Below are 13,173 nucleotides of genomic sequence, written 5' to 3' on the forward strand. Positions count from 1 at the left end.
CCGGCGCAGTTCTTGTCGTGGGATCTACTGTGGGTCTGACCAGTCACAATACCGGCTCGGTCACCGCCACCGACGACGACGGGCTGACGATTACCTACCCGCGTCAGGGTTACGTGGGCACTACTGACAACGGCCTGACATACGCGCCGCGGCCGGCAACTGAATTCCGTGCCCAGAACTGCGATCTTTCCTCTCAAACCCCGGACAAAACGCCAGCGGCAGGCCAGCTCACGGTCCCCAGCATCGGTGTTGAGGTTCCCGTGGGAATCAGCGCCAATCTCTCCGCACTGCCCGACGCACCCCAAACGGTCCGGTTCGACCAGTCCGTGCCGCTCGGCGCCGGCTCAGGAAAAACCGTTATCGCCGGCCATGTGGACTACGCCCCCGAGGATGGACACAGCACCGGAAAACTCTCACCCTTTGGCCAGCTGCACACCGCCGGCCCCTGCGATCACATCTATGCAGCAGATGCACAGGGACAGCAGCGCGAGTACATACTGACCGATATGTACACCGTTCCCCAGGAACAGATCGAGACCACCGGCATATACACCACGGAGGGAAACCCCGCCCTGGTACTGGTCACCTGCTCCGGTCCCTCAGTCAACGATGCCAGCGGCGATGATCTTTTTGCCTACCGCTACAACCTCATCCTTGAAGCCATACCGGCGGAGGTTGCGGCATGAAACCGGGAAAGAAAAACCCCGAGCTGTATACCGTTGTCCCGGGTAACCCCTGGACGATCAACGGCGAACCCTCCCAGGCGCGCAGCCCGCAGGAAGCCGTTGCCGAAATACTGTCCCTTACCAAGCGCTTCCCAGCCCGTATCAACGTCCACGACGGGGAACAGATCATCTCCCTGGAACTGGACAAGCAGGGGCGCACCCGCCCCGTTAGCAGCGACAGCCTGGAGGGAAACCTGGGAACCAGTACCCAGGCCACCGTTCCAACTCCAGCCCCAGCCGCAGCAGTCACCGCGCCGCCGGCACCGACAGAACCAGCGTCCACCGAGGAACCAGCGGAAACAGACCGCCGGAAAATCACACCGCTGCGCGTGGCAGGAGCAGTAGCTCTAATCCTCGCCCTGGGAACCGGCGCCGCGCTCGCTTTCCCCGGTTCGGACAATGGTGGGGATCCGGCCGCTGCTACTACACCCACACCCACCCCCACCTCCAGCGGCTGGAAGCTGCCCGGGGGACAAGACGCATTAGTGGTACTGGGAGACCGGATCATTACCGCCGAAGGAACCACTATTCGCGTATTGGATGCCGAAACAGGGGAACAGGTGGGGGAAAGCTATGACGTTCCAAACCCCGAGCAGATCCGCTTTATCGAGGGGCAGACGGCGAGCGCGTTTGATACCGGCGCCGGTCAGGTCATTATTCTGCGCGAGGACAGCGTGAAAGCGGTTGATGGCGTATTAAACGCCCGCGGCACGGAGCCGGTGATTGTCCAGGGCAGCGAGTATTTCACCGCTGACGGCGCAAAGCGCCCGTTTATGGCCACTCAGGCGGTTCTTGCTGCTGTCGATGAGGACGTGGTTCTGATCGAGAGCCCAGGCAAAGCTCTAATCGGTGAGCGTTCCTTGGACCTGAAAGCCCCGGAGCCGGAGGCAGCTATCACCCAGTTAGTCAGCGCCACGGATAGCCGCGTGGTCGTTGTCTGGTCTCGCGGAGATGCCCGCTTACTCACCACTCATGACGTGGGATCAGGGGAGGCGGTGCTGAAAGAGGACATTGGTGCTGCCGAGGTCATTGTCCGTTCGGGGATCGTCTGGGTGGGATCGGACCGATACCTCGAAGGAGACCTGATCGAGCAGGTTTGCCAGGGCTTTGAGCAAGTAAACGCCACGATCCTTTGCCCGGCAGCTGAGGGCTGGGAATCAGCCACTGGCGGCGGCCGGTTCCCCGAGCTGCCAGACGCCGTTTCAAAGAATTACTCCGTCGCCGCAGGCACCGTTACCAACCTAAGGACAGAAAAATGAAGGCGCCCCAGATCCTAGCTACCGCTGCTGTAGCTTCCGTTTTCACACTCGGCTCCGTCAGCGCCGGCTATGCCGCTGAAATCCCTGTTGTGGAATCCCCTGCCGCAGTTGCAGAACTGGCGGCTCAGGTGCCGGTAGTTATCCTGCCGGTCCTAGATGAGGAGCCGCCACAGGTTCCGCCTTTTGAAGGTGAGGAACCGGTAATTCCTGTTCCACCGGAGCCGGAGCCCGAGCCGGAGCCTGAGCCGGCACCGGGTCCCACCCCCGGGCCGGAGGAGCCGGAAATCCCCGTGCCCCCGGCACCTGAGCCCGCACCTGAGCCGGATCCTGAACCGGCACCCGTGCCGGATCCTGAACCGGCACCCGAGCCCGCACCTGAACCGGCACCCGAGCCCACTCCTGAACCGGAAATCCCTGTACCGGGGGACCCGGCACCCGAACCAGCGCCGGCTCCGCAGCCGGCCCCTGCACCTGCCCCGGCCCCCGCGCCGGGCGAACCTTCCGCGCCGGTCCCCGGCGCGGGAACCGGCCCCGCGGGGTCTGCCAATCCGGCGCCGGTACCCCCCGGTACCCCGGCTCCCGCCATCCCTGAACCTCACCTCCAGGGAACGGCACAGGCAGACCCCGCGGCCTACACCAACCCCCGCCACGTCAACGCGGGAGGAGCAGGGCGAGCAGGCACGGATCCGACCAACTGGGTACTGGGATCAGCCCTTCTCCTGGGAACCGGCCTGCTAACCCGAGCCGGGCTTATGAAGCGTTCCCAGGGCAAACACCTGGCACAGAACAAGTAACGACCTACAGCAAAGGAGGACACGATGGGCAGCGACCGCGAGGAAAAAATCGATCAGTGGATTTTCCAGGAAGGCGTAAAAAAAGACCGCCGAAACAAGATCATCCCTTCCTCGACCGACTCTATTACGCACACCCCGGTTGGCACTGCCCTGGACGCGATGGAAAAAATCGCCTTCTACTTCGGGGACCGGCCGGAGCTGCCCATCGTGGAACTCGGATTGATCAAAGTGGAGGAAATCACTCTGACATTCGGCGGGGACGTGCACCTGGATCCTCCGTTTTGGCAGGTATCCGAGGAACACCAAGACCATTGGGGCATCACCCACAACGACGCCCTGGGACTCTCGACCGGAACCATCTACGGAGAGCAGACAGCGGCGCTGACCGCTATCGGTAATTCCCTGGCAGGTGCCAAGGTGCTGCTTAATACCAACCGCTGGCAGGTCCTGGGCTCTGCCGGCCTGGACCGGTTCTCAACTGCGCTTATGGTCGGGCAGGTCATGGAACAGGCCACCGAACCGTGGGCCAAAGAACACCACATCTGGTTGGTTGGCTACAGGGAGTTAGGCCCCAAACTGGTCAATTTCCTGACTCACTATCACGACGAATCACGCTTTCACCTGGTGGAATCCGTGGAGCAGATCATCGCAGACGATCTGGCCGGCACGACCTCAACCCTCTACGTGATGGGATCCAGCGATGCCAGCCTCAAATCCTACGAGCGGCTGCGTGGCCTGAACGTTGGAATGCTCACAGATACCGTCGTAACCGAGCTGGCGATGTTCATTTCCGAAGACGACGACGGCGGAGCCACCATCCTCAACGCCACACCGGACGGAATGAAGATCTGGCCCAACCTCGTTGGTGAGGGAGATGCCCTGTACGAAGCAATGGAGCTGACCTGGAAGAAACACCTGGAAGAAGCCAAGGAAGCCCAGCAGGCCGTTGAATCACTCACCATAGAGGACTTCCTGCCGGCCACACCCGCAGCTCCAAAAACGTCGCCGGAAGCAACCCCAAGCATTAGCGTGGCAGAGCTTGAAGCGCTCGTGAATTTCGAGAGCGTCACCCCTGATCACGAAAAGCCGGCTGAACCCGAACCCGCCCAGGCTGAGACCATCCAGGCAGAACCGGCAGCAGCAGCTGAACCTGAACCCGCCGAACCCGCTCCAGAACCGCCGGCAGCAGCAGCTGAACCTGAACAGGCTGAACCCGAACCTGCCCAAGCTGAACCCGTCCAGGCGGAACCGGCAGCCAAACTGTCCCAGAACTTCGCGGCGCCCCTGTGCCTCTTGGGCCAGCCCCAGCTGCACAGCGACAACGGATCAGCGGTGACAGGCAAGCCGGCGGAAGCTGTGGCCTACCTGAGCCTGAACGGACGTTCCAGCGATGCCGTAGAGCTATCGCAGAAGCTGTGGCCGGAAGCGGAAAACGAAGGCAACACCGCCCGCATACGCCGCAGCCGAACGGCAAAAAAGATCAAGGAAGCGCTCCCGGCATCCTTCCGCAATGACACTGCGTGGGAAATCGACCACCTGGACACCGACCTGAACCGGATCATCAACGCACTGACTCAGGAAGGAAACCCACAGGCAACGCTCGTGGCCTGCCACTCAATCCAGACACCCCTGCAAGGCTGCGCCGAATGGGCAGACGAGCACCGGGACCGAATAGTTCAACAGCTCCGCCAAGTGCTTGACGACACCACAGGCCGGGCACTCGAAAATGACCAATTCGAGATCGCCAAGGCAGCCCGGCAAGCCTCCAAAAAGCTCTAGCTCAGCAGGAAGGAAAATCGCGTGAAAAGCATCAGATCCAAGAAATCAAAGCAATCCGCCGGGACAGTCTTGTCCCCCGCCGGATCCACCAGGAAACAAAAGAAGAAGCCCCAGCAGCACACGACAACCGCCGGCAACGGCACCGTCGTCCAGTCCTGGGCATCAGACGCCGGCAGATGGGCTGTCTACGGATTGACGGTTCTCGTTTCGCTGGGAGCCCTGTGCGGATTCCTCGCTTTCACCAGCCCGCCGCCCCAGGTACAGGCGAGTACAGAGGTCGGCCTGGGTGCTAAGCAGCAGGAAGCCGGCGCGTTCGCACAGTCCTACCTGGCCGCGTGGCTGACGGCTACCAGCACAGACCACGACGAACTGGACCGGTACGCCAACGTCACCGGCTCCAGCCTGGTAGGAACCACCCCCACCGAGTACCGAGATATGACTGTTGCCAGCATTGAGGATGCGCCCGGAGGGCTGACCACAGTGGTTGTTTCCGCTTCGCTCAAAACCGTCGAAATGGACGATGCCGGGAAGGAAACAGTCACCTGGACCCCGTACTGGTATCAGATCGCCGTACAGACCCAGGGGGAGGAAATGGCCCCGGCAGGGATGCCGGCCCCTGTCTCAGTGCCAGCGGTCGGAGACGCCCCTCAACTGGGTTACACGAGCCGCGTGGCTAATAAGGAAATCCAGGCCACTGTGGCTGATTTCATGACCGCGTACCTCACCGGTCAGGGAGACGTCACCCGCTACGTGAGCCCGGAAACCACGATCAGCGCCATCACCCCCGCGTACTGGACCCAGGCGAAAGTCAAAACAATCCAGTCCGTATCCGAGGTGGAAGATGGCACCCCCGTCGCCGGCCAAACTGCGGAGGTTCTGGTCGATATGAACCTCACCCGAGATACCACCACCAAGCCAGCTCAGTACGTACTGAGCCTGAAAGTCCGGGATGGGCGCTGGGAGATCCAGTCACTCAACTCAGCCCCGGCACTGTCGAAGTAACCCCATCCCTAGAACTCAAGGAGCCACCATCATGTTCAGCACCGCTATCGCCACCGCCACAGACAAAATTGCTGCCGCTTCCACCTCACCGCAGGCAGCAGGCGTTTTCGACTGGGTAAACGAAAAAACCGCCGCAACGCAGACCGCCATCCAGGGAATCCTGGTCGTTCTCGGTCTGATCGTCGCCCTGATCATCGCTTGGAGGGGTAAGAACGTCGGATCCGTGGTTATGGGAATCATCGTCGGCGGCCTGATTGCGGCCCTGCCCATGCTCATCTCGTTCTTCTCCGAGCGTGCCGCGGGGGAAACGGTGGGAATGGATACGGCCAACCAGATGATCACCTACGCGCGCGCAGCACTGACCACACGAATCTAAGCCGAGACCGGGAGATAAACCCATGAGCAACCAGGACCACGTTCAGACGGGAAGGTTCTACACCGCAGCGCGCAAATTCCAGCAGCTGATCGGCGTGACTCCTGCCGGTGAGGCCATCCCCGGCGGCCCCTACACGGTGACTCAGTTCATCGTTGGCATCGTGACCGTGGTTGTTGGGTTTATCTCCCGGCCACTGTGGACCCAGGGCGCCATCACGGACGTGCTGTTTATTGCTGCCGCGGCCGTAGGGATCACTTACGGGGTGGGCAGGATGCCCGGATCCCGCCGATCAATCATCAACCTGATCAACTGCTCGATGGCCCTGATGCTCCGTCCGCGGACCGGGAAATACCGCGGACAGAAACTGCCGGCCACCTACTCCAAAACCAAGCCGAAGAAGAAGCCCAAAAAAGCGCCGGCAGCCACGGCCCCGGAAACGGATGCCACGGACTCCGGGCACCGAAACGGGCCGGCCATCGAGCACGTACAGATCAACTCCGGGCTGGATCGGCTCACCGCCGATCTGACCACAGCCCGCTAAAAAAATCGCTAGGAGCCTCACATGGCAAAAGACAACATCCGCCAACCGGTCCGCTGGATGCGCGAAAACATCTTCGTCACCCGCGACGGCGTGGCCTACGGCATTTGGAAGCTCGAAGGCCAGGCATACGGGCTGGGCACCATCGCCCAGAAGGAATCCGTGCGTGCCAAGCACCAGGACTTTTTCCAGGCGCTGACGGGAGAGGCAACACTGCTGGGACTGGTTACCACCAGCTCACCGGAAACCCTTATGGGCAAAATGCTCAAAGACGTACAGGATCCCTCCCCGCAGTGGCTGGAGGAGTGCAGCCTCACCTACCAGGATCTGGCCGTAAACCCCGCCGGCGAGCGCCTGTACTTCCTGATCGCGCCCTTGACCTATAAGACGCCAAATGAGCTGTGGAGCACCTTCCGGCGCAGCGTGGATCTGACCCTTTCGGAAGCTGCCCGGCTGACGATCCGGCCGCCGGCAGAACGGCAGTTCACCACCTGGAAAACTCGGATGGCGCAGATCGAAAAGAGCATTCCGGCCAGTTTCCAGGCGCAGAGGGTCGGGATCTCGGCGCTGCGCTGGATCACCCATCACCTGGTGAGCCGCGGCGTGGAGTCCACGCTTCCCTACGATCACCAGGGAATCGCTGAGGTGGAGGACTGGATTAACCCGTCGAGCTGCCTGGAGGATCCGCTGCTGGACGAGGGCGGGCTGACAGATCTGGCGGATGAAAAGATGCCGCAGATGAAGCTGTTCAAGCGGCGTTTCGTGAAGGTCGAAACAGGGGACACTGAACCGAGCTATCAGCAGTTTTCCATCATGGGGCTGACGCCTCAGGCAGGGTTCGTTTTCCCTGGCGCGGAGTTCGTGAACTTCGCAGCATCCATCTCTCACGACATTGATTTTGCGCTGCGCCTGGTGATCACGTCTGCCGATAAGGTCAAGGCGAAAAACCGGCGGGCGGAGAACAACCTCAAAGACCAGTACAAGCAGAGGCAGGCTGGGGAAAACTCCATCGTTGGAGGCAACGCCGAAATCGACAAGTCCGCCCGGGCACTCCAGGAATATGCGGAGGAGCTGAGCGCCACCGACCGCGAGGTCGAAGTGGCAGCGTCGATCATTTTCTCCTCCTCGGCTCCCACCCCGGAGCTGGCGATGGATGAAATGAAGGATCTGAGAGACCTCTACACCTCGGACGAGTGGACGCTGGACGTTCCCCTGGGCGGGCAGGAAAAGCTGTTCTGGGACTTCTGGCCCGGGACCACCATCTCCTCGGTCTCCAATGAGTTCGCCCAAATCACCACCGGGCGTAACTTCTCGATGGGAGTGCCGCTGACCAACGACATGCTGGGGATGCCGCACGGGTTCCGCTTTGGCACCAACGTCACCACCGGCCGATTCTCCCCGGTGCTGGTCAACCTTGGCGGCCTGGCGGAAAACGACGTTTCCGGGTCGATGGCTTTTGTGGGGGAGCTGGGCTCGGGCAAGTCCGTGGGCATGAAAACCATTGCCAGTCACAGCATCGACCGAGGCGCCCAGATGATCGCGGTCGATCACTCCGATAACCAGGAATGGCGGAACCTGGCCCAATCGCTGACCACGGCCAACGTCGTTGATTTCATGGCCCCGGACTGGTCCCTGGATCCGCTGCGGATCTACCGCGCTCCCGCCCAGCGTGTACGCGAAACCCTGAACCTGCTCACCACAATGCTTGGAGTCTCGGTAAAAGACGATGAGGGAATCATCCTCAACGCCGAGCTGAAAAAGCTGCTGAACAATGAACTGGAAATCGGTTCGCTTGGGCACTTGAAAGACCACCTGGCATCCGCCGCCGTCGATCCCGCAGACAGGGACGTTGCCCGCCGGGTTGCACGGCTGATGGACGTTTTTGCCGATATTGATTTTGGCGAAACGTTCTTCAATCCCGACCTGCCGCCGATGGACTTCTCCGCCCAGGCAACAGTGTTCTGCACACACGGGATGGCACTGCCGACGATGGAGGAGCTGAACAACGCCCAGGCCCGCAAGGAAATGAGCCTGGATAAGACAATGGGCCGCGCCTCCTACGCCTACCTGGCCAGCGTCGGACGCAACATCATGTACGCCGACGACTCCCACGAAACACTGTTCGCCGTCGATGAGTGCCACCACATGACCGGATCCCCGGAGGGAACCGCAACGATCAGCGAGGCCCTGAAAACCGGACGTAAGCACAAAGGCGCGGTGCTGCTGGGAACCCACTCCGCCCTGGAACTTGGGCCGCCTGAACTGCGCGGTCTGATCCCCCAGCGCGCGATTTTCCGTACCCGCGATGCACAGCTGGCCCGGCAAAACCTGGAATGGCTGGATCCCAGCTACGCCACGGAGGAATACATCGACCTGATAACCAAGGATCTTTCCCCGATGGACTCCTCAGGATCCGTGCCAGAGCACCGCCGCGGTGAAGCCCTGTTCCGGGACCACCTCAGCCGGATCGGAAAGATCAAAGTCCTGATCCCGCGGGCCTCTAACCGGGCCGCAACTGTGCTGACCAGTCCTCCCAAAATCAGGATCGAGGCAGAAGCATGAGCACAGTATCGGCCACCCCCGCCCAGGACGCCCTGCTGCGCGCCTGGATCTGGCTTTCCTTCCACCGCAAAACCCGCTTCTTCCTGGGCATTTTCCTGACCTGTTTCCTCTGCCAGATGGCCAACGCCACAATGGCAATTGCCGCGGATGAGGAGGAGCAAACCACCTCCCTCAACACCTATTGGCTTCCCCTGGGCGGCATCACGGACACCCACGGCGTGCCGGTCGGCCAGTACACCACCCTGCCCCTGGACTACGGGCAGAGCATCTACGTCACCCGGCAGATCCGCGGCCTGATTATGCGGTTCGCCTGGATGATCTACACGGTCAGCGTTTACGCCATCCTCGCGCTGTGCAATTTCATCTTGTCCCTGGAGTGGGTGGACTGGATCCTGTCTCCGTTCATCCTGCTGGCCAACACGATCCAGGGGCTGATGGATCAAACCGGAATCGTCGGCCTGGGCATCTTCATCGCCGCCCTGACAATCTCCTGGGGACTGCTGCGCGGAAAGATGGGCGCAGCCATCCTGGAAATTGCCATCGTCGCCGTATTCGTCGGCCTGGTCTCCAGCCCCATTGCCAACCCGTCCGATCAGATCAAGTCCTGGATCGGCACCTCATCTGACTACGGCACCGAAGCCGGTTCGGCGGCAGTGTCCGGGACCGAGGAAGGCGCCGAAGCATCCGCCAACCCGGTGTCGGGGCAAATAGTTGATATAGCCGTCCGTACCCCGGCGCTGATGCTCTCGTTCGGTTCCAACCTGGAAGGGGACAGCTGCTCCAGCACCTGGGACGACAAAGCCAAAGCGGGGGAGGACGCCGAGGGGCTGCGTAAAGCGGTGCTGGGGTGCAACGGCGACCTGAAAAAGGCCAACGAAACTGACGGGTTCGACATTTTCGCCTTCCTGGTCATGTTCTCGATTTCCACCGGCGGACTGCTGGCCCTGGTCGTGGTGTTCCTGTTCTTCGTCCTCAAAGACGTGCTGCTGGCCGGTTTGGGACTGATCAACACGGTTTTCCGCGTTCACCTGGCTGTTTTCCCAGGCGGCGGCCGGCAAGCGTTTGTTAACGCTTTTCTCCAGCTGCTGGTGAACGTGTTTATGATCGGCGCCTACATTTTCATGCTCAGCCTCTACCTGTGGCTGGTTGGCAAGCTCTACTCCGCTCTGGGCGCGACCGTCATGATGATCGCCAACCTTATTTTCGGGCTGGTCCTGCTGGGGCTGGCGCTGACGTTCTGGAGCCTGAAACGTCAGGGCAAGTCCGTCGCGCAGCGCCTGGCAAAGGTCCTGGGCGGATCCCCGATGAACAAGGCACCGGAAATGAAACCTTCCGTGTTCTCACAGAAGGCGTCCCAGGTGGCCGGTGTCGGAAAACGGGCCGCGGGCAGTCACCTGAGAAACCGCGCCGCTACCCGGGCCATGAGCAAGGGGTTCCAGGTAGCAGCGGCAGGGGCAACCGGCGGCGCCAGTGTGGCCGCAACCCGGATGGCTGCCGCGGGCTGGTTCGTAGCCGGGCACCTGGCCCAGAACCGCGCCGGCATGCAAAACCCCGAAGCTGGAGCCGCGCCTCCTACCCAGTCCTACCGCCCCTCACGCATGAGCCTGGCCGCATCCCCGGCAGCAGCGAATCCCGACTACGTGCGCGACGAGGGTGGAGCAATCCCGATGGGCCAAAACACGGCCCCGGCAGATAACCCGGTATCCGGCCCGCAGCCGGCAAACAACCCGGCCCAGGCGCGGACGCTGCGAACCTCAGAACAGCTGAACCGGCCGACAGGGGACCGAGTACCGGCAACAGGCGACACTGTTCCCGACAAGCCCGCCAAGCCCGCCAAAACGCCCGTACAGCCGGCTGGAACCACAGCCAGCGAGGCCGCAGCCGCAGCCAAACAGTCCGAGCCCCAAAGCGGCCCATCCGAGACCGGACCGACCAAGGCCGGCAGTGCACAGCCCACCCAGCAGCGCTCCACACTGCCCACCGGGCAGTACGGAAACGTGCGTGTCCACCGCAACGGATCGACCAACAAAATCCTGACCGGCCAGGTTGTCGAAACCCTTCCCTCCGGCATCAAAGCAGCCCGCTCCTGGGAGGCCCCGGCGAATGGGCCGGCACAGTCACGCAGCCGCCGGCAGGCAACCATCCACACAGCCGCCTACCAGATGCAAAACCGGTCCAAGACGAACCACGCAGCAGAAAGAGGCGAAAACGGATGAACGCCAAAAAAGCAGCGTGGGCAGCCTTCGCCGTAGCCGCGGCCCTGATCATCGCGTTCTACTTCGCCGCCCAAAACACAGACACCCAGGCCGGAGCCGACAGCGAAACCACCACCGGGAATCAAGAGCCGGCCCCGGCCGCGAGCGCGAGTCCAGACACTGACCTGGACAACGGGTTTTCCCAGGTGGCCCCGGACGGTCCACAGGCCCCGTCGCAGCCGACCCCTGTGCAGTACGAGCGGCAGGAAATAACGGCACCGGCCCCGCCGTCACCAGACACCCAGGACGCGGCAGCGGTGGCCGAGGCTTTCCTGACGGTCTACAACTACCGCGAGAGTGAAACGGATAAGAGCTGGCAGGAAGCCGCTCAGCCGTGGCTGGTCCCGGATCTGGCCGCGCAGCTGCCCGACCTCACCAACGCAGCCCTGGAGGGTAAAGCCCCTGCCGCGGTCTCCAAAGTCGAAGTAGGGGAGAACATCGAAGACTGGGGTGTTGATACGCCGCTGCGCTGGTCCCGCCATGTGCAGGTAACCGTGGATACCCAGGACTACGGCAGCTACCGCCTCGCCTACCGTGTACAGGCCCAGCTCACTGACCAGGGCTGGCTTATCAACACCGCGCAGCTGGATAGCTGGCAGCGGGTGGAGAAGTAGGCCGGCATGTTGAAGGAAAAATCGCGAGATAAAAACCCCTGGCTGCCGCTGCTGCTGGCTGCCGTCGCCGTCCTCCTGGTTGGAGTCCTGGTGATGGGCATGATGATCGTAGGCGTCATTTTCGGCGGCTCCAGCCAAACCTCAGAGGCATGCACCCCCGGCGCCCCAGGATTTCCCGGCGCAGTCCCAGACCCCGGCCTGCGGCCACCTGAGGAGTTCCGCCAGGAACAGATCAGCAACGCCAAGATCATCGACCAAACTGCCACCAACCTTGGCCTGTCCGGTACAGCCTCAAAAATCGCCATCATCGCCGCTATGGGTGAATCCACCCTGATCAACCTCGACCACGGAGACGAGGATCAAGGAGTCCTAAACCCAGGCGGAACCCCCACCACCTCCAAGGGCCTGTTTCAGCAGCAGACGCCGAGCTGGGGAACCGTGGAACAGGTCATGAACCCCGAATACGCGACCACGAGTTTTTTCCTGGGAGCCAACCACCAAGGCACCACGGAGGGCCTGGTCACCGTCCCGAACTGGGAGACCGCGGAAATCACCCTGACCATCAACAAGGTGCAGCGCAACAGAAACCCCAACCACTACGCCGCCAGCTACGTAACCGCGGGCACGGTGATCGAAGAAGCCGGCATCAACGTGGACCGGCCGGCCGACGAGAGCAAACAGGATTGGCGCACCGGCGACACCCCCGCAGTACCGGCACCCGGCGGCACCGAGGAGCCCGTACCCGGCGGCTGCGCGCCCGGCGGAGGATCCGGCGGCGGCGGCGGTGTCCCCGGGAAATCCACCACGGAAGGCAACACCTACCCCTGGGACCACCTGGCCCCGCCCCCGCTCGTGTACAACATCGACCCGATGAACTTCTACTACGGCGAATGCACCAGTTACTCCTCCTGGAAGGTCAACGAGGCAATGGGCGGAACCGCCGAAAACATCATCTTCGATAACCACTACGGCGGGCATCAGAAGGGAAACGGTGGGCAATGGAAAGCAGCCTGGGAAGCCTCCGGCTGGACAGTCTCCACCGTCCCCAAGGTCGATTCCGTGGCCTGGTGGGGAGCGTTCGGCGGAGACGGCATCGGATCCGCCGGCCACGTCGGCTGGGTCGATGAAGTCACCCCCGAGGGCAAAGTCATCATCTCCGAATACAACAACTCCTACTACGCCCCGCCCGGGCACGAATACAGCCGCCGAATGACGGCCATCGACCCCAGCGAAGTCAACGCTTACCTCTACGTCCCGGAGAGCAGATAA

At 62.1% G+C, this 13,173-nt stretch carries 10 protein-coding genes; all 10 read left to right on the forward strand.

What is annotated here, in order from left to right; translation table 11 throughout:
* Positions 1 to 29 precede the first annotated feature (29 nt).
* The 10 genes from CXR00_RS17510 to CXR00_RS17560 all read left to right on the forward strand — a co-directional run bounded on the left by CXR00_RS17510 (position 30) and on the right by CXR00_RS17560 (position 13,173).
* Complete coding sequence (locus CXR00_RS17510; protein WP_181032615.1) at positions 30 to 686, forward strand: class F sortase; 657 nt, start codon at positions 30 to 32, stop codon at positions 684 to 686.
* The gene (locus CXR00_RS17515) at positions 683 to 1,984 is read left to right on the forward strand and encodes a hypothetical protein (protein ID WP_104056273.1); all 1,302 of its coding nucleotides are present in this window, start codon (positions 683 to 685) and stop codon (positions 1,982 to 1,984) included. Before CXR00_RS17510 ends, CXR00_RS17515 begins: the two co-directional genes overlap by 4 nt.
* An 818-nt stretch (positions 1,985 to 2,802) precedes the next feature.
* Positions 2,803 to 4,557, forward strand: coding sequence for a hypothetical protein (locus CXR00_RS17525; RefSeq protein ID WP_104056275.1), 1,755 nt, complete (start codon positions 2,803 to 2,805; stop codon positions 4,555 to 4,557).
* Positions 4,558 to 4,578: 21 nt separating this feature from the next.
* Positions 4,579 to 5,559, forward strand: coding sequence for a conjugal transfer protein (locus CXR00_RS17530; protein ID WP_104056277.1), 981 nt, complete (start codon positions 4,579 to 4,581; stop codon positions 5,557 to 5,559).
* Between the two features lie 31 nt (positions 5,560 to 5,590).
* Positions 5,591 to 5,935 (forward strand): hypothetical protein, encoded by a 345-nt coding sequence (locus CXR00_RS17535; protein WP_104056279.1) that lies wholly within the window; start codon positions 5,591 to 5,593, stop codon positions 5,933 to 5,935.
* A 22-nt stretch (positions 5,936 to 5,957) separates the two neighbouring features.
* A complete protein-coding gene (locus CXR00_RS17540; RefSeq protein WP_104056281.1) occupies positions 5,958 to 6,476 on the forward strand; it encodes a hypothetical protein in 519 nt (172 codons plus the stop codon).
* Positions 6,477 to 6,497: 21 nt separating this feature from the next.
* The gene (locus CXR00_RS17545) at positions 6,498 to 9,035 is read left to right on the forward strand and encodes an ATP-binding protein (RefSeq protein ID WP_104056283.1); all 2,538 of its coding nucleotides are present in this window, start codon (positions 6,498 to 6,500) and stop codon (positions 9,033 to 9,035) included.
* Positions 9,032 to 11,251, forward strand: coding sequence for a hypothetical protein (locus CXR00_RS17550; RefSeq protein WP_104056286.1), 2,220 nt, complete (start codon positions 9,032 to 9,034; stop codon positions 11,249 to 11,251). Before CXR00_RS17545 ends, CXR00_RS17550 begins: the two co-directional genes overlap by 4 nt.
* Positions 11,248 to 11,904 (forward strand): hypothetical protein, encoded by a 657-nt coding sequence (locus CXR00_RS17555; protein ID WP_104056288.1) that lies wholly within the window; start codon positions 11,248 to 11,250, stop codon positions 11,902 to 11,904. The genes CXR00_RS17550 and CXR00_RS17555 overlap by 4 nt, the downstream gene beginning before the upstream one ends.
* A 6-nt stretch (positions 11,905 to 11,910) precedes the next feature.
* The gene (locus tag CXR00_RS17560; protein ID WP_104056289.1) at positions 11,911 to 13,173 is read left to right on the forward strand and encodes a CHAP domain-containing protein; all 1,263 of its coding nucleotides are present in this window, start codon (positions 11,911 to 11,913) and stop codon (positions 13,171 to 13,173) included.

Origin of the sequence: Arthrobacter sp. 9E16, from assembly GCF_002929435.1 — a bacterium.
Classification (GTDB): Bacteria; Actinomycetota; Actinomycetes; order Actinomycetales; family Micrococcaceae; genus Arthrobacter_B; species Arthrobacter_B sunyaminii.